27 protein-coding genes are annotated in these 22,240 nt (G+C 70.0%); 8 read left to right on the top strand and 19 right to left on the bottom strand.

All coding sequences use genetic code 11. The features are described 5' to 3' along the window. The first annotated feature begins 143 nt into the window (after positions 1-143). Positions 144-326, top strand: coding sequence for a hypothetical protein (locus tag OG858_RS21105; protein ID WP_086750811.1), 183 nt, complete (start codon positions 144-146; stop codon positions 324-326). On the opposite strand, the gene OG858_RS21110 is transcribed toward OG858_RS21105, so the two are convergent. Next, positions 317-1,054, bottom strand: coding sequence for an HAD family hydrolase (locus OG858_RS21110; RefSeq protein ID WP_319067763.1), 738 nt, complete (start codon positions 1,052-1,054; stop codon positions 317-319). The two genes, OG858_RS21105 and OG858_RS21110, sit on opposite strands and share 10 nt — an antisense overlap. Beyond that, the gene (locus tag OG858_RS21115) at positions 1,054-1,917 is read right to left on the bottom strand and encodes a winged helix-turn-helix domain-containing protein (protein WP_319067762.1); all 864 of its coding nucleotides are present in this window, start codon (positions 1,915-1,917) and stop codon (positions 1,054-1,056) included. The genes OG858_RS21110 and OG858_RS21115 overlap by 1 nt, the downstream gene beginning before the upstream one ends. Before the next feature lie 194 nt (positions 1,918-2,111). Between OG858_RS21115 and OG858_RS21120 the strand changes: the two genes are divergently transcribed. After that, positions 2,112-2,303 carry a hypothetical protein gene (locus tag OG858_RS21120; RefSeq protein ID WP_086753986.1) on the top strand — a complete coding sequence of 64 codons (192 nt, stop codon included), beginning with the start codon at positions 2,112-2,114 and terminating at the stop codon, positions 2,301-2,303. Positions 2,304-2,330: 27 nt separating this feature from the next. On the opposite strand, the gene OG858_RS21125 is transcribed toward OG858_RS21120, so the two are convergent. From OG858_RS21125 to OG858_RS21135, 3 genes are all read right to left on the bottom strand, one after another. Continuing rightward, on the bottom strand, positions 2,331-3,248 hold the full coding sequence (locus tag OG858_RS21125) for a winged helix-turn-helix domain-containing protein (RefSeq protein WP_406197315.1): 918 nt from the start codon (positions 3,246-3,248) through the stop codon (positions 2,331-2,333). A 353-nt stretch (positions 3,249-3,601) separates the two neighbouring features. After that, positions 3,602-4,894, bottom strand: a complete 1,293-nt coding sequence (locus tag OG858_RS21130) for a GNAT family N-acetyltransferase (RefSeq protein ID WP_327724302.1) — start codon at positions 4,892-4,894, stop codon at positions 3,602-3,604. Positions 4,895-5,090: 196 nt separating this feature from the next. Further along, positions 5,091-5,726, bottom strand: a complete 636-nt coding sequence (locus tag OG858_RS21135; protein WP_086752413.1) for an RsiG family protein — start codon at positions 5,724-5,726, stop codon at positions 5,091-5,093. A 216-nt stretch (positions 5,727-5,942) separates the two neighbouring features. Here OG858_RS21135 and dtd point away from each other — a divergent pair, with 216 nt between their 5' ends. After that, positions 5,943-6,368: a D-aminoacyl-tRNA deacylase gene (gene dtd / locus OG858_RS21140; RefSeq protein WP_086752414.1), complete on the top strand. Its 426-nt coding sequence runs from the start codon at positions 5,943-5,945 to the stop codon at positions 6,366-6,368. A gap of 66 nt (positions 6,369-6,434) precedes the next feature. Here the strand turns inward: dtd and ygfZ are convergent, their stop codons facing one another. The 6 genes from ygfZ to OG858_RS21170 all read right to left on the bottom strand — a co-directional run bounded on the left by ygfZ (position 6,435) and on the right by OG858_RS21170 (position 11,448). Continuing rightward, positions 6,435-7,400: a CAF17-like 4Fe-4S cluster assembly/insertion protein YgfZ gene (ygfZ, locus tag OG858_RS21145; RefSeq protein WP_086752411.1), complete on the bottom strand. Its 966-nt coding sequence runs from the start codon at positions 7,398-7,400 to the stop codon at positions 6,435-6,437. A 10-nt stretch (positions 7,401-7,410) separates the two neighbouring features. Further along, positions 7,411-7,878: a Fur family transcriptional regulator gene (locus OG858_RS21150; RefSeq protein ID WP_086752409.1), complete on the bottom strand. Its 468-nt coding sequence runs from the start codon at positions 7,876-7,878 to the stop codon at positions 7,411-7,413. A gap of 57 nt (positions 7,879-7,935) precedes the next feature. Continuing rightward, on the bottom strand, positions 7,936-8,511 hold the full coding sequence (locus OG858_RS21155; protein ID WP_086752408.1) for an FABP family protein: 576 nt from the start codon (positions 8,509-8,511) through the stop codon (positions 7,936-7,938). Positions 8,512-8,750: 239 nt separating this feature from the next. Then, positions 8,751-9,785, bottom strand: a complete 1,035-nt coding sequence (locus OG858_RS21160; protein WP_319067757.1) for a hypothetical protein — start codon at positions 9,783-9,785, stop codon at positions 8,751-8,753. Beyond that, the gene (locus tag OG858_RS21165) at positions 9,782-10,684 is read right to left on the bottom strand and encodes a hypothetical protein (protein ID WP_328544627.1); all 903 of its coding nucleotides are present in this window, start codon (positions 10,682-10,684) and stop codon (positions 9,782-9,784) included. The genes OG858_RS21160 and OG858_RS21165 overlap by 4 nt, the downstream gene beginning before the upstream one ends. Next, on the bottom strand, positions 10,681-11,448 hold the full coding sequence (locus OG858_RS21170; protein WP_256960413.1) for a hypothetical protein: 768 nt from the start codon (positions 11,446-11,448) through the stop codon (positions 10,681-10,683). Before OG858_RS21170 ends, OG858_RS21165 begins: the two co-directional genes overlap by 4 nt. A 136-nt stretch (positions 11,449-11,584) precedes the next feature. On the opposite strand from OG858_RS21170, the gene OG858_RS21175 reads away from it, so the two are divergent. Further along, a complete protein-coding gene (locus tag OG858_RS21175) occupies positions 11,585-11,947 on the top strand; it encodes a DsrE family protein (RefSeq protein ID WP_086748434.1) in 363 nt (120 codons plus the stop codon). Positions 11,948-12,125: 178 nt separating this feature from the next. Here OG858_RS21175 and OG858_RS21180 read toward each other — a convergent pair whose 3' ends face one another. From OG858_RS21180 to OG858_RS21215, 8 genes are all read right to left on the bottom strand, one after another. Then, positions 12,126-12,413, bottom strand: a complete 288-nt coding sequence (locus OG858_RS21180) for a VOC family protein (protein WP_256960414.1) — start codon at positions 12,411-12,413, stop codon at positions 12,126-12,128. 33 nt (positions 12,414-12,446) lie between these two features. Further along, positions 12,447-12,707, bottom strand: coding sequence for a DUF3099 domain-containing protein (locus OG858_RS21185; RefSeq protein ID WP_086748435.1), 261 nt, complete (start codon positions 12,705-12,707; stop codon positions 12,447-12,449). Positions 12,708-12,804: 97 nt separating this feature from the next. Then, entirely contained in the window at positions 12,805-13,092 is a 288-nt protein-coding gene (locus OG858_RS21190; RefSeq protein ID WP_037688344.1) for a DUF1416 domain-containing protein, read from the bottom strand. Between the two features lie 96 nt (positions 13,093-13,188). Further along, positions 13,189-14,028, bottom strand: coding sequence for a sulfurtransferase (locus tag OG858_RS21195; protein ID WP_086748436.1), 840 nt, complete (start codon positions 14,026-14,028; stop codon positions 13,189-13,191). 451 nt (positions 14,029-14,479) lie between these two features. After that, a complete protein-coding gene (locus OG858_RS21200) occupies positions 14,480-15,208 on the bottom strand; it encodes an LmeA family phospholipid-binding protein (RefSeq protein ID WP_319067752.1) in 729 nt (242 codons plus the stop codon). A 383-nt stretch (positions 15,209-15,591) separates the two neighbouring features. Further along, positions 15,592-16,887, bottom strand: coding sequence for a hypothetical protein (locus OG858_RS21205; RefSeq protein ID WP_319067751.1), 1,296 nt, complete (start codon positions 16,885-16,887; stop codon positions 15,592-15,594). Between the two features lie 10 nt (positions 16,888-16,897). Beyond that, on the bottom strand, positions 16,898-17,152 hold the full coding sequence (locus OG858_RS21210) for a MoaD/ThiS family protein (protein ID WP_037688333.1): 255 nt from the start codon (positions 17,150-17,152) through the stop codon (positions 16,898-16,900). A 215-nt stretch (positions 17,153-17,367) separates the two neighbouring features. Then, the gene (locus OG858_RS21215; protein ID WP_328544626.1) at positions 17,368-18,240 is read right to left on the bottom strand and encodes an alpha/beta hydrolase; all 873 of its coding nucleotides are present in this window, start codon (positions 18,238-18,240) and stop codon (positions 17,368-17,370) included. A gap of 215 nt (positions 18,241-18,455) precedes the next feature. Here OG858_RS21215 and OG858_RS21220 point away from each other — a divergent pair, with 215 nt between their 5' ends. The 4 genes from OG858_RS21220 (at position 18,456) to OG858_RS21235 (ending at position 22,190) form a co-directional block, all read left to right on the top strand. Next, on the top strand, positions 18,456-19,247 hold the full coding sequence (locus OG858_RS21220) for a response regulator transcription factor (RefSeq protein WP_086749012.1): 792 nt from the start codon (positions 18,456-18,458) through the stop codon (positions 19,245-19,247). Positions 19,248-19,353: 106 nt separating this feature from the next. Beyond that, positions 19,354-20,376, top strand: a complete 1,023-nt coding sequence (locus OG858_RS21225) for a LacI family DNA-binding transcriptional regulator (RefSeq protein ID WP_086749011.1) — start codon at positions 19,354-19,356, stop codon at positions 20,374-20,376. Positions 20,377-20,623: 247 nt separating this feature from the next. Then, positions 20,624-21,814, top strand: coding sequence for a S1C family serine protease (locus tag OG858_RS21230; protein ID WP_086749010.1), 1,191 nt, complete (start codon positions 20,624-20,626; stop codon positions 21,812-21,814). A 154-nt stretch (positions 21,815-21,968) separates the two neighbouring features. Beyond that, positions 21,969-22,190: a hypothetical protein gene (locus tag OG858_RS21235; protein WP_319318917.1), complete on the top strand. Its 222-nt coding sequence runs from the start codon at positions 21,969-21,971 to the stop codon at positions 22,188-22,190. Positions 22,191-22,240: the final 50 nt, after the last annotated feature.

Consider the following 22,240-nt stretch of genomic DNA (forward strand, 5'->3'; position numbering starts at 1 on the left):
CGGCCCAGTTGGCTGGTTGACTGCAACAAATCGAGAAGAGCCGTTAAGGGATCAACCAGTCCGGGCACATCAAATATGCGGCAACCAGTCCAATTGGACTGGTAGTTGATTGGCTGTCATGGATGAGGAGGGGGTGGGCTCTTGTGGCGTTCTTGCAACTGCTTTTGACCGTGACGGTGCTCGGGGTGGAGCAACTGTTGAAAATCCGGTACGGAGCCCTGGGGCTCACCTTCCTCGTGCTGTTCAGCATCGGTGTCAGGACCCGCAACACCACGTTCCTGTCCGCCAGTGCCGTGGTCTTCCTGCTGTTGATGGCTCAGGCCTGAGACCTCAGCACACTCAGCACGGGCTGCAACGAACGTACGACGACCTCCGCGCCCGCACTTCTCAGCAGCTTCTCCTTTCGGTCGTTTCGCGCGTAGCCGAGGAACGGCACTCCGGCCCGCGTGGCGGCAACGCAGTCCGTAGGGGCGTCACCGATCATCAGGGCCGCAGAAGGAGGGGCGCCCAGGGCGTTCAGAGCCCGGTTCAGACAGTGCGGGTCCGGCTTCAGCAGATCGAGATCGCTGGTGCGCCCGTACAGGTGCGGGACGAAGCACTCGGCGAGACCACGGCCTTCGAGGTAGTTCAGCACCGTACGCGCCGAGTTGTTGCTGGCCACCGCGAGCCGGCCGCCCTTCGCGGACCAGGTGCGTATCAGCGGATCGGCATACGCGGTGGGCATCGCGGAGGCGACCGCCTTGAGTTCCTGCCGGGTGAGCCGCTCTTCCAGCTCCGTCACCAGATCGCTGCGCGGATGCCTCCTGTTGACCGCGTACAGCACGACCATCGGGTCGGAGTGGACCCGCTCCTCGTCGGTGAGGAGCCCGCTCAGCCCCTGCCCCTCCAACCAGGCCACCAGATCCTTCGCGACCTGCTCCGCCGTGTGCCCGGCGAAGAGCCGGCAGATGGGCCCGTCGAAGTCGAAGAGAACGTAACGAACAGGGGTGATCAGTGCTCGCAGAATCTCTGTCTCTACTGTCACCGGTTCAGTCTGCGTCGTATCAGGAGTCACTAGGAGAGTGTCAGGTCCGTCGTGATGGTTTCCCAGAGCGCGTTGAACCACAGTTGCGACTGCTCCACGAACGCGGCGTCACGGGGCCCGGTCTCCTTCTCGAAGGAGAAGAGGAGGGACTGGGTGCCGAAGGCGTCGTACATCTGCAGGGGGCCGTCCGCCATCTGCTCCTCGCGCTGCATGAGCATGTAGTAGGCGATCAGGGCTTCCTGGCCGTTGAGGAGGTAGAGCTTGACGGGCGGGGTGAAGGGGAGGGCGCGGAAGGTCACGCGGACGTCGAGCTGGTGGGACGTGCGCAGGGCCAGGAGGTTGTGGCGCAGGACGCGGATCTGGGCGTTGCGCTGGTCGAGCCAGCGCTTGTGGACCGGGTCCTCCTCGTCGTCCTCGCCCCGCCCCTCCACGGGGACCGGGAACGCCAGGTTGATCTTCCGGGAGGGGAGGAGGATGCGTACGTCGATGGACTCGGGACGGATCGTCCCCTCGTGGATGCGGCGGACCGGTTCACCGAGGGCCATCATCAGGGTCTCGGCGGTGAGGCAGGCCGCGTCGACGCGGACCTGCGGCTGGGAGAAGGCCGCGCCGAGGCGGGGACCGAGGCCCACCATCGTCGGCTGCGGCTCGTCCCGCGCGGCGTGGGCGGCCTCGGCGACCCTGGGCGGGCTCCCCTTGCTCACGTTGCTCAGCAGCCCGTCCTCCTGCAGGGCGCGCAGCGCCTGACGGACCGTGCCGCGCTCCACGCCGAACTCCTCCGCCAGCTCGGCCTGGGTGGGCAGGCGCTCGCCGGGCCTGAGGTCGCCGCCGCGGATGCGGTCCCGCAGGGCGTCGGCGATCTCCTGGGACGAGAGCTTTCTGCTGCCGTTCACTGCAACGTTCTCCTGGGTCACGACCAAACGCTACAACTCTCACCCATCTTTGGGGAGTTCACGGGAAGGTGGTTATGAACATAGACCAAGTGGGAACCATTTAAACAGAGTTGGTTGCCAACTTGGTCGAGTTGGCGGAAGTTCCGCCTCATCTCGGCTCCCGCCCACCCCAGCCCCTCGGAGGAGGTTCCACCATGCCCGCTGCCATCGCCCTCGTCTCCGCCCTCACCTTCATCGTCTTCCAGCGATTCGTCGAGTGGCGCTTCGGCACGATGGGAGCCGTCGGCCTGCTGTTCCTCACGATCGGGCTGAAGGCGAACAACCACACGTGCAGCTCGATCGGCGCGGTCATCCTCGCGCTGATGTTCACCGGACCCGCGATGTGAAGCGGGAACCCCGCCCTGTGCCGGCCGTCAGCTCGTGAGCAGCAGGTCCGAACTGATGGTCTCCCACAGGGCGTTGAACCACAGGCCGGACTGCTCGACGAAGGTCGTGTCCCGCGGGGCGGCGGCCGCGCTCCGCTCGAACGCGAACAGCGTGGACTGGGTGCCCTCGGCGTCGTACATCTCCAGCTGCTCACTGTCCACTTCGGCCTCCTTCCGCTGGACCGTGTAGTACGCGAACAGCGCCTCCCGGCCGTTGAGGAGGTACAGCTTCACGGGTGGGGTGAAGGGCAGCGCGCGGAACGCGACACGCACGTCTATGCCGTGCGTGGACCGCAGGGCCAGCAGGTTGTGCTTGAGGACCTGCCCCTGGGCGTTGCGATGGGCGAGCCAGCGGCGCTGCAGCCGGCCGTCGACCGAGGCGTCGACCGGGGCCGGGAAGGCGAGCGGGATGTCACGGCTGGGCAGCATCACCCGGACGTCGACCCTGGCCGGATTTATGCGCCCCGCGTGAATCTCGCGCAACGGCTCACCCACGGCGAGCGTGAGGGACACGGACGTCAGGCAGAGGGCGTCGATCTTCACGTGCGGGGCCGCGAAGGCTGCGGATATGCGAGGGGCAAGCTCCACCATCGTGGGCCGCGGCGCCGCGTGCGGTCCGCGGACGGCCGACGCCCCCACGCGTGGGGCGACAGTCGCCGGGCTGCCCTTGGAAACGTTGGTGAGCAGGTGCTCCGACTGCAGGATGCGCAAGGCCTGCCGTACGGCCCCGCGCTCCACGCCGAACTCGTCCGCCAGCTTCGCCTGGGTGGGCATGCGCTGTCCCGGTCGCAGCTCGCCGGACCTGATCCGGCCGCGCAACACGTCGGCCACCTCGCGATGTGACCTCTGGGGCCGCTGTGACGACTTCCGCCCATCGACGGCCGTACGTTCCCGCTCCACGAACAAACACTACAACTTCTCGCCATCTTTGGGCAGTTCGTGGGAAGGTGGTTATGAGACGACTCCAAGCGGAGATAAGTAAGTTGGAGTTGGTCGCCAACTTTCACAACATGGTCTGAATTTCAGAGGGTTGGCGACACCGAGACGGACACCGCGACGGACACCGCGAGCGAAACCGTGAGCGACCGCTGGCGACACCGCGAGCGACACCCGAGACCGACCGATCGACCTCCCCTCCGGAGGGGAGCCGGGAGCTCGACCGGTCCGCACAGCCACAACTGAATGGTTCAGCCACAACTGAATGCGCAGCCACAACCACAACTGAACAGCTACGGATTCCGCACCCACCAGGAAAGGTCTCAGAAGAGGTCCGGGCACCACGGGCGCCTGGACGTCCGCAGTAGGGCGTCGGCCACAAAGGCGGCGCCCTTCCGCTGTTCCCGCACCCGGCCGAGCGCGGTGAGCCGTACGGCCGACTCGTCGCCCAGCCACAGCGCCGCCAGGTCCGCGGCCTCCAGGACGAGGTCCCCGTCCTCACTCGTCGGCACGCAACTCGCCCCGTCCGGGCCCGCGTCCAGCCGATAGCGCCCGCCCGCGAAGCCGTCCCGGTCGACGACCTCCAGCACCAGCGCCGCCCCGGTCCCCGCGTACGTACGGGCCTCCAGCGCCCGTACGACGTCCAGGATCCGCACCCACAGCCAGTCCGCATGGGTGGTGACGCTCACGGCGCGCGGGTCGGGGAAGAAGTGCGGGAGGAGGTCGTCCGGGGCCCGCCAGCCGGACTTGACCTTGGTGATCCAGTCGATCGAGCAGAGGTAGTGCCACAGGGCGCGCTCGGCGGCCGGGGTCGTCGCGATCAGCCAGTTGACGTCGGCCGTGTTCTGCGGCTGCTTCATCTGCCAGGTGTCGTCCGTCTCGTACGAGACCATGCCCTCGATCTCACCGGCCGCCGAGCGGTACACCGCATAGAACGGCTCGGTCCAGGAGGAGCTGGTCCGCAGGTCACCGGTGTTGACCCGCCACCAGCGCTCGTCGCGGTCCACCGCGCCGGGCTGGGCGTGGCGGAGGCGGTCGTGCAGGGCGGGGCCGAGAGCGCGTACGACCGCGCCGTCGACGAGGTCGACCCGGCCGCCGTCCGCCGGGCCGGACCAGCGGGGGTCCAGGCCGGTGCGGGGCACGTCGACGGTCCACTCGGTGGTGCAGGTGGCGGGACCGAAGCCGTAGCGGCCGTAGATCGGGTACTCGGCGGCGATCAGGGTGGCGACGACGTCGCCGCGGTCCTTCGCGGCGACGAGGTCGTGGGCCATCATCCGGGTGAGAATGCCTCGGCGGCGGTGGGTGGGGCTGACCGTGACGTTCGAGATGGCGTCGGCGGGGACGGTCCGGCCGCCGACGACTGTCAGCTCCTGCGGGAAGGAGCGGAAGGTCGCGACGACCTGGGTGGTGTCGGTGGGGGTGAGGGGGGTGCGGGATCGGGACGCGTCGAAGGCGGCGAGGGTGCGGGGTGGGTCCATGTGGGCCGAGCGGTCCTTGAGCTCCTGCTCGGAGAGGGATTCCGGGGCGCGGAGGAAGCCGGTGTTGAGGGCGTTCAGCCAGGCCGGGATCTCGTCCTCGGTGACAGGGCGTACGGCTATGTCGTGGGAGGAGCTCATGGGGCCACGCTAGGGGGTGCTCCGCGGTGTGTCTCGGGGTTTTTCCCGCCCCCGCCGCCCCTGCCCGTCCCTCCTCCAGGGGCCGCGCCCCTTCGACCCCCGGCCGCGGGTTCGTGGGGGCTGGTCGCGCAGTTCCCCGCGCCCCCGGAAGGCGCGGCCCTTCGGGCCTGGCCTTCCAGGGGGTCACCCCGGTCGATCAGATCAGCAGGTCGTCCACCTGGGCCTCGCCCTCGCGGTAGCGGCGGGCGATCTCGGCGCTGCAGTCGTCCGCGGTGCGCTGGAGTCGCTGGCGGCGGCCGGAGATCTGCTGCTCGTGGTGGACGAGACGGGCGAGGCCGGCGGTGAGTTCGTCGTCGGTGCGGGCCTGGAGGTCGGAGAGTTCGACCTCGGCGAGCATCTCGGCGGCGAGCCGGCGGTACTCCTCTCCGTAGGGCGTGCCCACGGTGACGTGGCGGGCCGAGGACCGGTGCCGGGCCGGGGCGTCCGTGAGGATCGCCGAGAGCCGGTCGACGAGCGCCGAGGGCTCCCCCCGGGCCGTGGGGTCCGCCGCGCCGCCCCGGCGGACCAGTTCGGCGCGCAGGATGTCGATACGGCCCTGGAGCAGCCGCCGCAGATAACTGAGATCGGCCTCGTCCCGCTGGGCGTCCCGGCGCAGTGCGCGCAGTTCGGGCAGCCGCAGCCGGGACAGGGCGTGCTCGGCCGGGTCCGGCGGCGGCAGTGGTTCGCTGTCCGTGCGCTGGACCGGTGGCCGGCGGACGCCGGGGCCCGGCCCCGGATTGGTACGGGTGAACGTCGCAGTCCCCGGGGGCTGCCCTGTACTCGATGTGCTCATGCGCCTCAACCGTCCCCTCGACCGGTGTGTGTGAGCATGGTGCCACTCCGAGTGGCCGCTATGTGACCGAGTCCCCGCGATCCACCCCAGATGGTCGGTAATGGATCAATGAGAAAGACCGGGCAAAGCGCTCTTCAAACCCTCGTGATCACAAACCCCCCGTAAGGGGGACCCCCTTGCACGCGGCCGATGGACGTCGGCGGCATGATGGTCGGCATGCGTGCGGTGGTGCAGAGGGTCGACGGCGCGAGCGTCGTCGTGGACGGTGAGACGGTCGGTGCGATCGAGGGCGAGGGGTTGTGTGTCCTCGTGGGGGTGACGCACGACGACACCAAGGAGAAGGCGGCGCAGCTGGCCCGCAAACTGTGGTCGGTGCGGATGCTGCACGACGAGAAGTCGTGCGGCGATGTGGACGCGCCACTGCTGGTGATCAGCCAGTTCACCCTGTACGGCGACGCCCGCAAGGGCCGCCGGCCCACCTGGAACGCGGCGGCGCCCGGCGATGTCGCCGAGCCCTTGGTGGAGGAGGTCGTCGCACAGCTGCGGTCGCTGGGGGCGACGGTGGCGACCGGGCGGTTCGGGGCGCAGATGCGGGTCACGCTGACCAATGACGGGCCGTTCACGGTGCTGCTGGAGATGTGAGACGCCGGGCGCCTCCCGCCGGCCGGCGGGAGGGGGGCGCAACCCGGCGCTCACGGGGTGCCACCGCTACGGCTCGACCACGGTCTCCTGTGCCGCTGCCGTCGTGTCGGCCATGAGCCTCGCGTCCACCGGTACGTTGCGCTTGATCAGGGCGAGGGCCACCGGGCCCAGTTCGTGGTGGCGGGCCGAGGTCGTGATGAAGCCGAGCTTGCGGCCGTCGGGGCCGTCGTCCGCGAGGCGGATCTCCGCGCCGCGCGGCGGGAGGTGGACCTCGCTGCCGTCGAGGTGGAGGAAGACCAGGCGACGCGGGGGCTTGCCGAGGTTCTGGACGCGGGCGACGGTCTCCTGGCCCCGGTAGCAGCCCTTCTGCAGGTGCACCGCCGTACCGATCCAGCCCAGCTCGTGCGGGATGGTGCGGTGGTCGGTCTCGAAGCCGAGGCGGGGGCGGTGGTGCTCGACGCGCAGCGCCTCGTACGCGAGGAGACCCACCGCGGGGGCGGTCTTCTCCGCGTACGACTCCAGGTCCGTACGCGGAAGGAACAGATCACGGCCGTACGGCGTCTCGCGGACCACCGTGCCCTCCGGGATCTCGGCGATCGAACCGGCCGGGAGGTGGACGACCGCGAAGTCGCCCGTCCGGTCGGCTACTTCGACCCGGTAGAAGAACTTCATCGACTCCAGGTACGCGAGCAGCGCCTCCTGGGTGCCGGGCTCGACGTGGGCCCAGACGGTCGCGCCGTCGTCGACCAGGTACAGCGCGTGCTCGATGTGGCCGTTGGCGGAGAGGATCAGCGCCTCGGTGGCCTCGCCCGTGGGGAGTTCGCTGACGTGCTGGGTGAGGAGCAGGTGCAGCCAGCTGAGCCGGTCATCGCCGGTGACGGCGAGGACGCCCCGATGGGAGAGGTCGACGAATCCGGTGCCGTCGGCGAGGGCACGCTGTTCGCGGAACAGGTCCCCGTAGTGGGCGGCGACACCTTCGTCCACCCCCTCGCCGGAGACGGCGCCGGGCAGGGACAGCAGAGGGCTCTTCATACGCCTAAGCCTACGACTCGGTAGTTGAACTCTTGGCAGTTGAGTTCTTGGTGCCTGAAGCCTTGCGGGCACAGTCCTGGCAGCGGCCGAAGATCGCGAAGTGCTTCATGTCGGTGTCGAAGCCGAACGTCTCACGCAGCTTGGCCGTGAAGTCCGCCGCCACCGACACATCCGCCTCGATCACGTTCCCGCAGTCCCGGCAGACGAGGTGGATGTGGTGGTGCCGGTCGGCCAGGTGGTACGTCGGCGCCCCGTGCCCCAGATGGGCATGGCTGACCAGCCCGAGCTCCTCCAGGAGCTCCAGGGTCCGGTAGACCGTGGAAATGTTGACCCCCGACGCCGTCTTCCTCACTTCCACGAGGATGTCGTCGGGGGTCGCGTGCTCAAGGGTGTCCACGGCTTCGAGCACGAGTTGCCGCTGCGGCGTCAGCCGGTAGCCGCGCTGCCTGAGGTCACTCTTCCAGTCGGTGCTCACCACACCACGAGTCTAGAACTACGTCAGCCACCCGGGGTGCCGTCCCGGGTTTGCACTCACCTACTTGAAGAAGGCGATGCCGTCGTCCGGCATGTCGTCCGGGAGGGCCTTGGCCCAGCGCTCGACGTCCTCGGGGGTGACGACCTTCTTCAGGTGCGCGGACATGTAGGGGCGCAGCTCGACGTCGGGCGTCGCCTTCTCGCCGACCCACATCAGGTCGCTGTGCACATAGCCGTACAGCCGCTTGCCGCCGCTGTAGGGCCCCGAGGCCGCCGTACGCGCGACCGCGTCCGTGACCACGTCGATCTGCGGCTTCTGCTTGGCCAGCTCGCCGTACCAGACCTCGACGACGCCGTCGTCGCGGGTCATGACGATCTCGACCTTACGGTCGGCGTCGATGCGCCAGAATCCGGACTCGGTCTCCAGCGGGCGGACCTTGTTGCCGTCCTGGTCCAGCACCCAGGTGTGGGAGTGGTACTCCAGGAAGTCCCGGCCGTCGTGGGTGAAGGTGACCTCCTGGCCGAAGTTGCACTTCTCGGCACCGGGGAAGTCGTGGACGCCCGCGCCCGCCCAGTCGCCGAGCAGAAAGGCGAGGGGGACGAGGTCCTTGTGCAGGTCGGACGGGATCTCGATCATGAGTGCGGTTCCTGGATGTCCTCGACGTGGGTCAGCGCTGGCCCTGGTACAGCTTCTTCACGGTCAGACCGGCGAAGGCGAGTACGCCCACGGCGACCAGGACCAGCAGGATTTCGAAGAAGAGTTCCACGGGGTGCTCCTCGGATGAGCGGGATTCGGTACTGCACAAGGCCGGAACCCAGCTTACGCGGCCGGAACCCGGGGCTCGCCGCGAGGTGGGCCCTTCCGCCCGGCGGGCGTCAACCGAGCAGCTGGCTCTGCAACACCACGGTCTGCTGGAAGGGCAGGGCTTCGGTGACGCCCTTCCGGGACTGCACGATCAGCGCGAGGGTGTCGCCCGCCGACAGATACGCCTGGCGGACCTGCTCCTTGCCGTACGGCTTGCCCTCGACGTAGGCGGCACGCTCGACGTCGGCCAGGTCCGAGCGGGGGGCGAAGTCCTCGTCCCGGCTGAACACCCCGTCCGACCCCCGTACGACGTAACGCGGGCTGTTGTACTCGGTCAGCTTGTCCGAGTACACCGCGTCCGCGACGGCCGCCGTACCGAACCGCAGCAGGTAGATCCGGGTGTGCGTGCCGTCCGGCGTGGTCCAGCCGCGGGCGGCGATGTGCCGCAGTCCGTGGTCGGTGAACATCTGCCCGAGGCCGTCCAGGTCGTCCTCCGGCTCGTACTCCTTGAGGAAGTCCTCGGCCGGCAGCCAGCCGTCCGCACCGGCCAGCGCCTTGTCGGTCTTCGCGCCCTTGGGTGCGGGGAGTACGAGTTCGCGCAGGTCGGCGTGGTGCACTCCGGTCTTGTTCCCCTCGGCGAAGGGGGCCGGGCTGCCGGAGGGCAGCGGGGGGAGGGTGAGCTCGGGGTACTCCCAGCGGCCGTCCGGTTCGGTCGCGAGTCCCGGTAGGTCCGTACGCTCCGTCCGCGTGATCCCGTACCCGGTGGCGGCGCCGACCGACGCGAACACCACGAGGGCGGCCGTCCACCGCAGGGCCGCCCGGAGCACCCGGCGGTCCTTCCGCGGCCCCGTCCCCGCCGACGACGGCACGTCGAGCGGCGCCGGGGGGAGGGGAGGCACGGGCGGGTGGACGACGGGTGCCCCGGCCCCGGCGGAGGACCGCGGGGGCACACCCGCGGTGGCCCCCGCGGGCGCGGTGGGGTGCGGCTGCGGTGCCGTGGGTTCCTGGGCGGCGGACTCCGGAACCGTGGGCTCCCGGACCGGCGGCTCCGGGACCGGCGGCTCCTGGGCCGTCGTCCGCTGTGGCTGTTCCGTGTTCTCGGTCATACCGCCTCCCCCGGCTCGGCGATCCGGTCGAGCTGCTCGCGGACGAGCTGCGCGACTCCCTTGGTGTCCAGCGACTTGACGCCGTAGGCGTCCACCGTGACGAGGACGTCTCCCTGGACCGCCAGGCAGAACATCGCGTCGATCTTCAGGTCCGCCTCCTTCGGCGGCAGGAAGCAGTGCGCGTTCCTGTGACCCTCGATCTTCGGACCCTTGCGGAACACGTCCAGGATCTCGATGAAGTCCTTCTGGAAGGCGGCGGTGTCCCGGGCCGCGCCTCCGTCCATCCGGACGAGCTCGATGCTCACGGTGAAAGGGGCTTCCGAGCGGTACGCGTCTTCATCGGCGAGGTAGCTGCGCATCGCCATGCCCTGGATGTCCTGCTTGTCGATCTGCCGTGCCAGCTGCCGTCGCTCGGAGCGGGGCAGGTCGCTCAGGGACTCCTTGCGCAGGGCGGCGGCCTCGCCACCGCTGAGCGAGGCGTCCGAGCCGTACTCGCCGATGTCGGGGCCCCGGGTCCACTCGTCGTCGTACGGCACGAGCATCCCGGCCAGTCCGGAGGCGCCGGTGGCAGCCGTCCTCCCGGCCTTCTCGGCCTTCTCGGCCTTCGGGAGCTTCCAGACGGGCGCGCCCGCGTCGCGGTCGGCGTCCCGCACGGTCACGACGGTGAAGCCGACTCCGGCGACGACCGAGGCGGCCAGCACCACCGAGCCGGCGACGGCGGCGACACGGCCCGGGCGCATCCGTTTCCGCACCGGCGGGGCAGCCACGACAGTCGTCCCGCCCTCAGGTTCGACGTCTCCGATCAGCCCTACCGCCGGGGCCGTGGCGCCGGGAACCGCTGTGCCGGGAGCGGCTGTGTCGGGAGCGGCGTCCGCGAGGTTCTGCGGGTTCTCGCTCACAGCCGCTCCATCTGCCGCTTGGCCAGGTCCATGATCTTCTTCTTGGACACGGGCCTGGTGTCGGTGATCCAGATCCCCATCATGACGTCGCCACGCCAGGCGTACGCCTCCGCCGTGTAGAGCGACAGATAGCCGGGCTTCGTATCCGGGGTGTTGTGCACATAGGCCATGCCGTCACCGGTGCCGGGGACGGGCCAGCTGTCGGTGTCCGGCTCGTTTTCAGCCCAGTAGTACGCCCCGTCGGCGTAGTCCGCGGCGCCCAGGCGCTCCTCCTGGTGGAACTGCGCGAGTCGGACCTCCACGAAGTCGGTGGTGCCCGTGGCCCAGCCGGTGATCGCCACGCGGCGGAACTCGGCGGTGACGAGGTCGGCGAACGCCTCGGCGGGCTTCTCGTAGTAGCCCGAGTAACCCGCCAGGTCCACCCAGCCGTCGGAATCCGCCCGGAGGGAGACCTCACGTGCGCCACGCGGCTTGTTCAGCAACAGCTCGCGCAGGTCGCCGCCGGTCTTCACCTTGAAGTCCTGGTCGGCGGACAGTGGCTCCGGTCCCTTGCCCTCGGCCTGCTTCAGCGTCGGCTGCGAGAGCGGGGGCAGCCCGGTGGGCTCCCGGTCGGCCTGCACCAGGTAACCGGCACAGGTTCCGGCGACCAGCCCCAGCACGACCGCGGCGGCGATGAGCAACGTCGTACGTCCCCTGCGCCGCACCCGCGCCACGGGCTTCACCGGCACTTCGGGGATTTCAGAGATCTCGGGCTTCCCCGACACCTCTGGACTTTCCGGGACTTCCAAGGTGTTCCCCCACAAAAATGAAGCGCGGATTCCGTATCAGCTGACAGGAGACCACCGGCACCCGCGCGGGGTTGCCCCGGCAATGATCACGATTCGGACTACCATTCGGGCCATGGCGAAGAAGCTCGTGATCAAGGTGACGGCGGGGGCCGATGCTCCCGAGCGGTGCTCCCAGGCGTTCACGGTGGCGGCCGTGGCCGTGGCCAGTGGGGTGGAGGTGTCGCTGTGGCTGACCGGCGAGTCCGCGTGGTTCGCGCTGCCGGGCCGGGCCGCCGAGTTCGAGCTGCCGCACGCCGCCCCGCTCCCCGACCTGATCGACTCGGTCCTCGCGGGCGGTCGGCTCACCCTGTGCACCCAGTGCGCGGCCCGCCGGAACATCACGGAGACGGACGTCATCGAGGGCGTACGGATCGCGGGGGCGCAGGTGTTCGTGCAGGAGGCCATGGCGGACAACACCCAGGCTCTCGTCTACTGAAAGCCGCCGCTCCTCTGCGTCAACTGCTTCCCTGCTCCTCTGCTTCCCTGCTCCTCACTCCTCTGCTTCCCTGCTTCGCTACTCCTCGACCCACAGGCAGAAGAGGTGTCCCGCCGGGTCGGACAGCACCCGTACGTCGTCCTGGGGCTGGTGGTCGGCGAGCCGCGAGCCGCGCGCGCTAGGCCACGGCCCGCTCGGTCTCGGCCTCCAGGTCGTCGACCTCGCTGTCGAGGTGGAGCATCATCCGCTCGTCGCCGGGGTTCCGGGTCGGCCAGACGGGCGGGACGTACTCGGGCTCGGGCTCGAACGACAGAGCCGTGCCCCCGGAGCCGGGCGAGGGCCGATGAGCACGCAGTGGGGCACCTCGCGCCGTATCTCGTAGCCGAGCAAGGCGAACACAGAAGCCGGCCGGCTCGTGAGCGTCGTGCGCGTCCAGGACCACGGTCGACAGTCTCCCGGGCGCCATGCCCGCCTTCCTGTCGCGGGCGGTCGCGCTCGTCTACCGCGGGCGCCTCTTGCCGTCCAGTTCGTCCCACCACTCGTCGGACCTCGGATCGCCCGAGGGGTCGTCCCACCAGCGGTCGTCGGGGCCGCGCCGGTTGGCGGCGACGGCGGCGAGCGGCGGGATGACCATGGCGACCACGCACATGCCGACGGCGACCGGGACCGACCAGAGCCGTACGACGCCCCAGGCCAGGACGAAGAGCGCGAGGCACGTGCCCATCATGGCGAAGTAGGTGTGGCGCCGGCGGGCGTACATGAATTCAGCGTACGTCCGCGCACGGCCGAGGGCCGTACCCCGGGTCGGACACCCGGGGTACGGCCCTCAGCCGTTCAGCCGTTCAAGGACGACCGCCTCAGACGGCGATCGCGACCTCCGCCAGGCCGCCCTGCTCGGCGACGACGGTGCGGTCGGCGGTGCCGCCGGGGACGAGCGCGCGGACGGTCCAGGTGCCCTCGGCCGCGTAGAAGCGGAACTGGCCCGTCGCGGAGGTGGGGACCTCCGCCGTGAACTCGCCGGTCGAGTCCAGCAGACGGACATAGCCCGTCACCGGCTCGCCGTCGCGGGTCACCTGACCCTGGATCGTGGTCTCACCGGGCTTGATCGTCGAGGCGTCCGGGCCGCCGGCCTTCGCTCCACACATGTCTTTCTCCAAGAGAGGTCTGACCGGAAGGAAGGCCGGTCGGGATGAACGGGTGTTCGCTTACTACTGGCTACCGGCTACTACTGCCTGCCGGTCCTACTTGTTGGCGCCGAGCTCGATCGGGACGCCGACCAGGGAGCCGTACTCGGTCCAGGAGCCGTCGTAGTTCTTGACGTTCTCCACGCCGAGCAGCTCGTGCAGGACGAACCAGGTCAGCGCGGAGCGCTCACCGATGCGGCAGTAGGCGATGGTGTCCTTCGCCAGGTCCACCTGCTCGTCGGCGTACAGCTCCTTGAGGTCGTCGTCCGACTTGAAGGTGCCGTCGTCGTTGGCGTTCTTCGACCACGGGATGTTGCGGGCGGACGGGACGTGGCCCGGGCGCTGCGACTGCTCCTGCGGCAGGTGGGCCGGGGCGAGCAGCTTGCCGGAGAACTCGTCGGGCGAGCGCACGTCGACCAGGTTCTGCGAGCCGATCGCGGCGACGACGTCGTCACGGAAGGCGCGGATCGCGGTGTTCTGCGGCTTGGCCTTGTACTCGGTCGCGGGGCGCACCGGCACCTCGTCGACCAGCTCGCGGGCGTCCAGCTCCCACTTCTTGCGGCCGCCGTCGAGAAGCTTGACGTTCTCGTGGCCGTACAGCTTGAAGTACCAGTAGGCGTACGACGCGAACCAGTTGTTGTTGCCGCCGTAGAGGACGACGAGGGTGTCGTTGCCGATGCCCTTCTCCGACAGGAGCTTCTCGAAGCCCTCCTGGTCGACGAAGTCACGGCGTACCGGGTCCTGGAGGTCCTTCGTCCAGTCGATCCGGATGGCGTTCTTGATGTGGTTCTTCTCGTACGCGGTCGTGTCCTCGTCGACCTCGACGATGGCGATGTTCGAGTCGTCGAGGTTGGCCTCGACCCAGTCGGCGTCAACCAGGACGTCGCTGCGGCTCATGCTCTTTCTCCTCCGGGGCAGTTGCGGCGGGGTGTGCGAGGCGCCTGACGGCGGTCGGGCCGGGCGCGCACGGGTGTGCCCTGGCTGGGCAGGGCGACGGGGAACGCGGCAGTCGTGGCTGCCACTCAGAAAGTGCGACAGAGCATGGCGGCGACGCGGCACAGGTCTACTGCCCGCCGCTTCGTGAGATCCGCCTGTCGCTTCATGATGGTCGATCGTAGGGACGGACAGGCGGGCGTGTCACCGGCATGTCGTATTCTGAGACGCGATCGTCCGGAATGTGGGATAGCGAGGCTGTCGGGGCTGCCGTGACGGGGCTTCCGGGCCCGTGTAGCCGTCGTCACATCTACGGTACGGACGGCGGCGTCTCGCTTTTTGGACGCCGTCGGGTCCACCGCGGGCGGGACCCGTACTGGTCCCGGTCCCGGCCTGTCGGCCGCCGTCGGTCGTCCTACCCGGCCAGCCTGACGTTCGAACCCCGCACCGTGATCTCCACGCCGTCCGGTGCCGCCTCGACCTTGTCGAGCTTGATGCCGCCGGGGAGGTCGTCGATCTTCTGCTCGAAGTCGGTGATCGACCGGACCTGGCCCTCCGCGGCCTCGACGACCAGGTTCGGCAGGTTGTCGGCGTGCACCTTCACGGTGTCACCGTCGACGGTGACGGTGCTGAGCACCGGGTACGTCGTCGACCTGCCCAGGGCCTCGACCTTGATGTCGACCTTGACCTTGCCCTTGCCGCCGTCGGAGAGGCCGACGACCTGGGCGGTCACGCCGGGCAGGATCCCCGTCGGTTCGGACTTGGCGGCCTTGAGGAGTTCGTCGTACGCGATGGTCGCGCTGCCGGTGGCGCTGGTGGCGGTGGCGGAGCTGTAGTCGCTGGAGAAGGCCACGCCGCGCATGTTCGCCTGCAGATCGGCGATACGGATGCTCTCGTCGGACTTGCCCGTGCTCGCCTCGTAGTCCTTGATGCCGACCTCGACGTCGTCGAGTTCACCGCTCGCGACCTGGGTGAGGAACGGGAAGCCCTTGATGGACACGTCGGGGGTGCTCGCCAGGCCCTCGCTGGTCTTCAGCTGCTCGGCCGCCTCGTCCTCGGCGAAGCCGACGGCCACGCGGTCCGCGATCACGAACAGGCCGCCCAGGATCACGGCGACGATGACAAGTATTCGCAGTGCGCGCATGTCTCGGTGTTCCCCACGTTGTCCACTCGGCGGCCGGTTCGGCGGTCGGTCCGGCTTCAACGACCCGGGTGGCCGTTCTACGCGAGAGTAATCGTGTGGGCGTAAGGGCGGGGTTGGTCGGCCGGCCTTGTCGATCACCTGTGACAGGGCGGGTGGGCGCGCCTTGGGGGTTTTCGCCCCCGCCGCCCCTGCCCGTCCCCTCCCTCGGGGCTCCGCCCCGGACCCCGTTCGCGCAGTTCCCCGCGCCCCTTTTCAGGGGCGCGGGGAACTGCGCGAGACGCCCCGCCCACCTGCAGGCGACCCGGATACGTGAGTGGGGTCGAAGGGGCGCCAGCCCCTGGGGATGGGACGGGCAGGGGCGGCGGGGGCGAAAGAATCCCTGGTCAGCCCAGCGCGCGGCCCAGCAGGTACACCGCCGGGGCCGCGGCGGCCAGCGGGAGGGCGACTCCTGCGGTGAAGTGGACGAAGCGGGAGGGATAGTCGTAGGCGGCGACTCGGTGCCCGATGAGGGCGCAGAGGGCCGCGGCGGCGCCGAGGAGCGCGCCGGAGGTGCCGAGGTCGGTCGCGCCGCCGACGGCGATGCCCGCGCCGGTCGCCGCAAGCAGGGACACGATCACCGAGGCCGCTGTGGGGAGCGGCAGGGCGCGGGCCAGGACGGCCACCGCCACCGCGACGCCGCCCACCGTGACCGCGTCCGCCACGGCTGCCAGGTAGCCGGTCGCGATGATCGACAGTGCCGCCGAGGTCACGGTGGCCATCAGTCCGTACATCCGCTCGTCCGGGTCCGCGTGGCTGCGCAGTCCCAGCACGATGCTGAGCAGCACCCACACGCCGAGCGTGCCGAGGATGGCGGCGGGCGCGTGCTCCCGGCCGGCCGCGAACAGTGCCGTGTCCGCCGCGAGCGCGCCCGCGAAGGCCAGCACGATGCCCTGCCGGGCCGGCCACATGCCGTTCAGCCGGAACCAGCCCGCCGCGGTCACGGCCTGAAGGACCACCAGCGGCACGGCGAGGGCGTACTCGCCGATCGCCGCGGCGCCGGCCAGCAGCAGGCCCAGTACGGCGGTGAGCAGCGCCGGCTGCATCCCGGGCTCGATGATCGGCGACCGTCCCTCGGCCCGCGCCCGCTGGGCGTCGGTGACGCGGGTGTTGCCGGTGAGGGTGGGCGGACCGTAGCCGGGGCCGGACTGCGGGACGGGGTCGGCCGGGGGCGGGCTTGAGGGTTGCGGCTGCGAGGGCTGCGGCTGCGGCCCGCCCTGGGGCGCGTACTGGCCGTACTGCGCGTTCGGGTCGTGCTGCGCGTTCGCGCCGTGCTGCCCGCCCTGGCCGTACTGCGCGTTCGGGCCGTGCTGCGCGTTCGCGCCGTGCTGCCCGCCCTGGCCGTACTGCGCGTTCGGGCCGCCCGTCTGCGGGGGCAGGTAGGCCGTCTCCGCCACGTCGGCTGCGGGCGGGGTCCGGGGCGGGGTCTGGGGCTGGATCTGGGTCTCCCAGGTCTGGCCCTCCCACTGCTGGGTGTACTGCTGGGCGTGGGCGGCCTGGCTCTCGTCGTAGCCCTGCCAGTGCGGCTGCGGCTGCGCCTGGGACTGGGCCGCGTACTGGTGGGGCTCCGCCTGCGGCTCCTGGTACGCGTCGTAGCCCTGGTGTCCCTGGTGGCCCTCGTACCCGTACGGCTGGTTGCTCATGATGTGGGGGTCACCCTCCTGCGAACGGCGGGAGCACCTCGACCGTGCCGCCCTCGGCCAGACGTACCGTCTCATGCGCACGGGTGCCCACGGGGTTCCCGTCGACGAGGAACGCGCATCGGCTCAGTACGCGGACGAGTTCGCCGGGGTGTCGCTCGCGGGCCGTGTGCAGGGCGTCCGCGAGGGTGGCCGCGTCGTAGGGCTCCTCGGCGATGCCTGCGGCGGCTTTGGCGGCTGCCCAGTAGCGGACGGTGCCCTTTGGCATCTGCGTTCCTCTGTATTAGTCGTGACGGGGATCAGGCTACGGGGCGGTCGGCTTCGCGCGGAAACCACGGGCCCGGTGGGGGCCGGTCACGCCCGCGCGGCGGAGCCTCACTTCGATACGCCCCGCACTTCGATACGGCCCCGCGCCCCTGACGCCCCGCGCCCCTTACGGCCCCGCGCCCCATACGCCCCGCGCCCTTTACGGCCCCGCACCCCTTACGATGCCGCGTTCTTCTCCACCCAGCCCCCGATCCGCTCCAGCAATTCCTCGCTCGCCGCGTTCTCCGCGTGCCCCATCCCGTTCTCCAGCCACAGTTCACCGTTCTTCCCCGCCGCTGCCGCCAGCATCTCGGGGTGGTCGGTAGGGAAGTAGCCGTCCCTGTCGCCGTGGACTATCAGGAGCGGGGTCGGGGCGATCAGGGGGACGGATTCGACCGGGGAGAGGGGGACGGGGTTCCAGTCGCGGTGGTGGATGCGGGTGCGGAAGCCGTAGCGGCCGACCAGGCGGCCCTCGGGGCGGGTGATGAGCCAGTGGACCCGGCGCATGGGGGCGGTGCCGCGGTAGTACCAGCGGGCGGGGGCGCTGACGGAGACGACGGCGTCGGGGCCGTCGGGGAGGGCCGCGTGGCGCAGGACGACCGAGCCGCCCATCGAGAAGCCGACCGTGGCGACGTGCTCGTGGCCGAGTTCGCGGGCCCAGCGGACCGCCGCCGCGAGGTCGAGCACCTCGCGGTCGCCGACCGTGGAGTGGCCGCCTGATCTTCCGTGGCCGCGGAAGGAGAAGGTGACGACGGACCCGTACCGGGCGAGCACCTCCGACACCCTTCGAACATGTGGACGGTCGGCATCACCCGTGAAGCCGTGCGCGACGACGACGGCCAGATGGCCGGAGGACGGCGTTCCGGTGCCGTCGGAGCCGTTGTATACAACGGCTTTCGGATCGTATACGGCCTCGATATTCACCCCGCCGTCAGTGCGCAGAAACCTGCGCAAAGGGGTTCGGGGCGGCCTCGACGGTGTTCGATCGGCCGTCTCAGAGTTCGGAATGTCGAAAGATCGCGTCACATGACCTGCCGGACCAGCACTCATGTGGGCTATTCTGCTGGACAGAGGACTCGGGCAATGTCGCCCCCGGGTCCTTTTGTGCTTTCGGAAGCGTTGTATACGAGCGGGAAACGCCAGGTGACCGCAGATGTACGGGCCCCGGGATCGCAGAGCAGAACACTGTTGAGCACCGCAGTCGACATCGCGGTGCCGCGCAGTGCCACACACGTCCTCGCAGGGACCGAGGAGGAACCAGACGTATGAGTTCTCTGCTGCTCCTGACCAATGCCCTCCAGCCTTCCACCGAGGTGCTTCCGGCCCTCGGCCTGCTGCTGCACAACGTGCGCGTGGCCCCGGCGGAAGGCCCCGCTCTCGTCGACACCCCCGGTGCGGACGTCATCCTGATCGACGGACGCCGTGACCTTCCGCAGGTCCGCAGTCTGTGTCAGCTGCTCCGCTCCACCGGCCCCGGCTGCCCCCTCATCCTCGTCGTGACCGAGGGCGGCCTCGCCGCCGTCACCGCGGACTGGGGCATCGACGACGTCCTCCTCGACACCGCCGGCCCCGCCGAGGTCGAGGCCCGGCTGCGGCTCGCCATGGGCCGTCAGCAGATCGTCAACGACGACTCCCCCATGGAGATCCGCAACGGCGATCTCTCGGTGGACGAGGCGACCTACAGCGCCAAGCTCAAGGGCCGCGTCCTCGACCTCACCTTCAAGGAGTTCGAGCTCCTCAAATACCTCGCCCAGCACCCGGGCCGCGTCTTCACCCGCGCCCAGCTGCTCCAGGAGGTCTGGGGCTACGACTACTTCGGCGGTACGCGCACGGTCGACGTCCACGTACGGCGGCTGCGCGCCAAGCTCGGCCCCGAGCACGAGTCGCTGATCGGGACCGTCCGGAACGTCGGTTATCGATTCGTTACGCCCGAGAAGGCGGAGCGCTCCGGTGACGACGCGAAGGGCAAGGCCGCGTCCTCGACCTCCTCCTCAAAGGCGGCGGATGCGGACGAGACGGCGTCCCTGGACACGGTCGAGATCGCGGCCGAGGCGTAGCGCCCCGCCCCGTCGGGTCCCTGCTGGGCGGCCTACGCACAACCGCCGCCCAAGGGGTCTCCTTTACGCCCTGCCCAGGGGCGATTTATCCGCGTAGACTCCGGACGTGGCCAAGGTGACTCGGGATGACGTGGCAAGACTGGCGGGTACGTCGACCGCCGTCGTCAGCTACGTCATCAACAACGGACCCCGGCCGGTTGCCCCGGCCACGCGCGAGCGTGTCCTCGCCGCTATCAAGGAACTGTCGTACCGGCCCGACCGGGTCGCCCAGGCGATGGCTTCGCGGCGCACCGAGCTGATAGGCCTGATCGTCCCGGACGCGCGCCAGCCGTTCTTCGGCGAGATGGCCCACGCGGTCGAACAGGCCGCCGCCGAGCGCGGCAAGATGGTCCTCGTCGGGAACTCCGACTACGTCGCCGAGCGCGAGGTCCACTATCTGCGGGCGTTCCTCGGCATGCGCGTCTCCGGACTGATCCTCGTCAGCCACGCCCTCAACGACAACGCCGCCGCCGAGATAGAGGCGTGGGACGCACGGGTCGTGCTGCTGCACGAGCGGCCCGAGGCGATCGACGACGTGGCCGTGGTGACCGACGACCTCGGCGGCGCGAAGCTCGCCGTCGATCACCTTCTCTCGCACGGCTACGAGTACGTCGCCTGTATGGGCGGTATCGCCGAGACCCCGCTCGTCGGTGACCCCGTCTCCGACCACGTCGAGGGCTGGCGGCGCGCGATGGACGAGGCCGGGATCCCGACCGAGGGGCGGCTCTTCCAGGCGCCCTACAACCGGTACGACGCGTACCAGGTGGCGCTGAAGCTGCTGGCGGAGCCTGACCGGCCGCCGGCGATCTTCTGTTCCACCGACGACCAGGCGATCGGTGTGCTGCGGGCCGCGCGTGAGCTGCGGATCGAGGTGCCGAGTGAGCTGGCCGTCGTCGGGTTCGACGACGTCAAGGAGGCGGCGCTCACGGATCCGCCGCTGACGACGATCGGGACGGACCGTACGGGGATGGCCCGGGCGGCGGTGGATCTCGTGCTGGACGACGGGATTCGGGTGGCGGGGTCCCGGCGGGAGCGCGTGAAGCTGTTCCCGTCGAGGTTGGTGGCCCGGCGGTCCTGCGGTTGCGAGTAGTGGGTGGCGGTAGCAGTAGCGGGTAGCGGGTAGCGCCCCAGGGGCTGCCCGCCGTTGCTGACTGCGGGTTCGTCGTGGCTGATCACGCGGTTCCCCGCGCCCCTCAGAAGCGGGCCTCCCCCACAACACCCCCTTGTTTCCCATGCCTGTGGGGCCCCGGCGCCTTTATATGGGGCGAACGAGGTTCTGGTGGGGTTCTCAGGGAGCACTCAGGAACGTCTCATGGTCGGGCGGCAGGCTCTGAGTCATGACCGAGAGCTTCCGCCGCAGCGGCGAGTACGAGAACCCCTACCAGGGTGACCAGCAGCAGCACTCCGGGTACACCGAGGGCGAGACCCAGCAGCAGCCCGCGTACCTCCAGCAGCAGCCCGTCTCCGCCCCGGTGAACCCGGAGTGGCCGCCTCCGCCGGCGTACGACCCGGCCTCGGCGCCCTCCGCTCAGGCGGCCCCCTCCGCTGAGTACGCGTACGCCACGTACGAGCAGCCCGCCGCGACGGCCTCGGCTCCCACCGCGCTCCTCACCGAGCCGGTCTCCTCCGGGTCGGCGCCCGCGTCGAGAAGGCGTGCCCGGGGTCCGATCGCGCTGCTGGCGGCCGTGGCGTTCGTCGCGGCGGCGATCGGCGGTGGCACGGCGTACGGCATCCAGGAGCTGACCGGCACGGACACCGTGGCCTCCAGCTCCACCAGCACCAGTGTGGTGCCGACCAGTCAGAAGGGCACGGTCTCCGGGGTCGCCACGGCGGTCAGCCCCAGCATCGTGGAGATCAGCGCCACCTCGAACGCGGGCGAGTCCACCGGTTCCGGTGTGATCATCACCAGCGACGGCGAGATCATCACCAACAACCACGTGATCTCCGGCGCCTCCCAGATCAAGGTGACGACGAGCAACGGCAAGTCCTACACGGCCGAGGTCGTCGGCACCGACAGCAAGAAGGACCTCGCCCTCATCAAGCTGCGAGACGCCTCCGGGCTGAAGGCCGCCACCCTCGGCGACTCCGCCGGCGTCAAGGTCGGCGACCAGGTCGTGGCGATCGGCTCCCCCGAAGGCCTCACCGGCACGGTGACCAGCGGCATCGTCTCCGCCCTCGACCGTGACGTGACGGTCTCGACGGACGAGAGCCAGGGCCAGCAGCAGCAACAGCAGGGCGGCGGCAGCGGCCAGTGGCCGTTCGAGTTCGGCGGCCGGCAGTTCAACGGTGACACCGGCTCCTCCACGACCACGTACAAGGCCCTCCAGACCGACGCCTCCCTCAACCCCGGCAACTCCGGCGGCGCCCTCATCGACATGAACGGCAACATCATCGGCATCAACTCGGCGATGTACTCCGCCGCGGACGCCTCCTCGTCCAGCGCCGGCAGCGTCGGCCTCGGCTTCGCGATCCCGATCAACACCGTCAAGGCCGACCTGAGCACGCTGCGGGCGGGCGGCTCGGACTGAGGTCCACCGCATCGCATCCGACATCGCATCCGACCAGGTAGACCCCTTCCGGTGCCTCCCGTCCCTTCCGGTGCCTCCCAATTCTTCCGGTCCCTTCCAGCGCCTCCCAGTCCCTTCCAGCCCTTTCCCGTCCGCTGAGTCCAAGGAGTTCGACATGATCACGCAGATCAGGAACGGCGCGCAGATCACGCAGATCACGCAGGTCTCGCACGACGTCGCAACCGCCGGCGACCCGGCCGGGCTGGGCCTCGCCCTCGCGGTGGCCGCCGAACTGCACACGCCGGTGGTCCGGGCTCCCGAGGTGGCGTCCGCAGCCCGAGGAACGGCCCGCCGCACCACGGCGGCGCGCCCGCACCGGCGTACGGTTCGCGGCTGATCACGGGACTCTCACGGGCTACTGCGCGGCCAGGGGACGTGCAAGGCTAG

The sequence above is a fragment of the Streptomyces europaeiscabiei genome (assembly GCF_036346855.1).
Lineage (GTDB): Bacteria > Actinomycetota > Actinomycetes > Streptomycetales > Streptomycetaceae > Streptomyces > Streptomyces europaeiscabiei.

Coding starts and splice junctions, on each gene's coding strand:
- OG858_RS21120 (WP_086753986.1), top strand. CDS start 2,112: ATGCCCGCTGCCATCGCCCTCGTCTCCGCCCTCACCTTCATCGTCTTC.
- OG858_RS21130 (WP_327724302.1), bottom strand. CDS start 4,894: ATGAGCTCCTCCCACGACATAGCCGTACGCCCTGTCACCGAGGACGAG.
- OG858_RS21135 (WP_086752413.1), bottom strand. CDS start 5,726: ATGAGCACATCGAGTACAGGGCAGCCCCCGGGGACTGCGACGTTCACC.
- dtd (WP_086752414.1), top strand. CDS start 5,943: ATGCGTGCGGTGGTGCAGAGGGTCGACGGCGCGAGCGTCGTCGTGGAC.
- ygfZ (WP_086752411.1), bottom strand. CDS start 7,400: ATGAAGAGCCCTCTGCTGTCCCTGCCCGGCGCCGTCTCCGGCGAGGGG.
- OG858_RS21155 (WP_086752408.1), bottom strand. CDS start 8,511: ATGATCGAGATCCCGTCCGACCTGCACAAGGACCTCGTCCCCCTCGCC.
- OG858_RS21160 (WP_319067757.1), bottom strand. CDS start 9,785: ATGACCGAGAACACGGAACAGCCACAGCGGACGACGGCCCAGGAGCCG.
- OG858_RS21175 (WP_086748434.1), top strand. CDS start 11,585: ATGGCGAAGAAGCTCGTGATCAAGGTGACGGCGGGGGCCGATGCTCCC.
- OG858_RS21180 (WP_256960414.1), bottom strand. CDS start 12,413: ATGGCGCCCGGGAGACTGTCGACCGTGGTCCTGGACGCGCACGACGCT.
- OG858_RS21185 (WP_086748435.1), bottom strand. CDS start 12,707: ATGTACGCCCGCCGGCGCCACACCTACTTCGCCATGATGGGCACGTGC.
- OG858_RS21190 (WP_037688344.1), bottom strand. CDS start 13,092: ATGTGTGGAGCGAAGGCCGGCGGCCCGGACGCCTCGACGATCAAGCCC.
- OG858_RS21195 (WP_086748436.1), bottom strand. CDS start 14,028: ATGAGCCGCAGCGACGTCCTGGTTGACGCCGACTGGGTCGAGGCCAAC.
- OG858_RS21200 (WP_319067752.1), bottom strand. CDS start 15,208: ATGCGCGCACTGCGAATACTTGTCATCGTCGCCGTGATCCTGGGCGGC.
- OG858_RS21205 (WP_319067751.1), bottom strand. CDS start 16,887: ATGAGCAACCAGCCGTACGGGTACGAGGGCCACCAGGGACACCAGGGC.
- OG858_RS21210 (WP_037688333.1), bottom strand. CDS start 17,152: ATGCCAAAGGGCACCGTCCGCTACTGGGCAGCCGCCAAAGCCGCCGCA.
- OG858_RS21215 (WP_328544626.1), bottom strand. CDS start 18,240: ATGAGTGCTGGTCCGGCAGGTCATGTGACGCGATCTTTCGACATTCCG.
- OG858_RS21220 (WP_086749012.1), top strand. CDS start 18,456: ATGAGTTCTCTGCTGCTCCTGACCAATGCCCTCCAGCCTTCCACCGAG.
- OG858_RS21230 (WP_086749010.1), top strand. CDS start 20,624: ATGACCGAGAGCTTCCGCCGCAGCGGCGAGTACGAGAACCCCTACCAG.
- OG858_RS21235 (WP_319318917.1), top strand. CDS start 21,969: ATGATCACGCAGATCAGGAACGGCGCGCAGATCACGCAGATCACGCAG.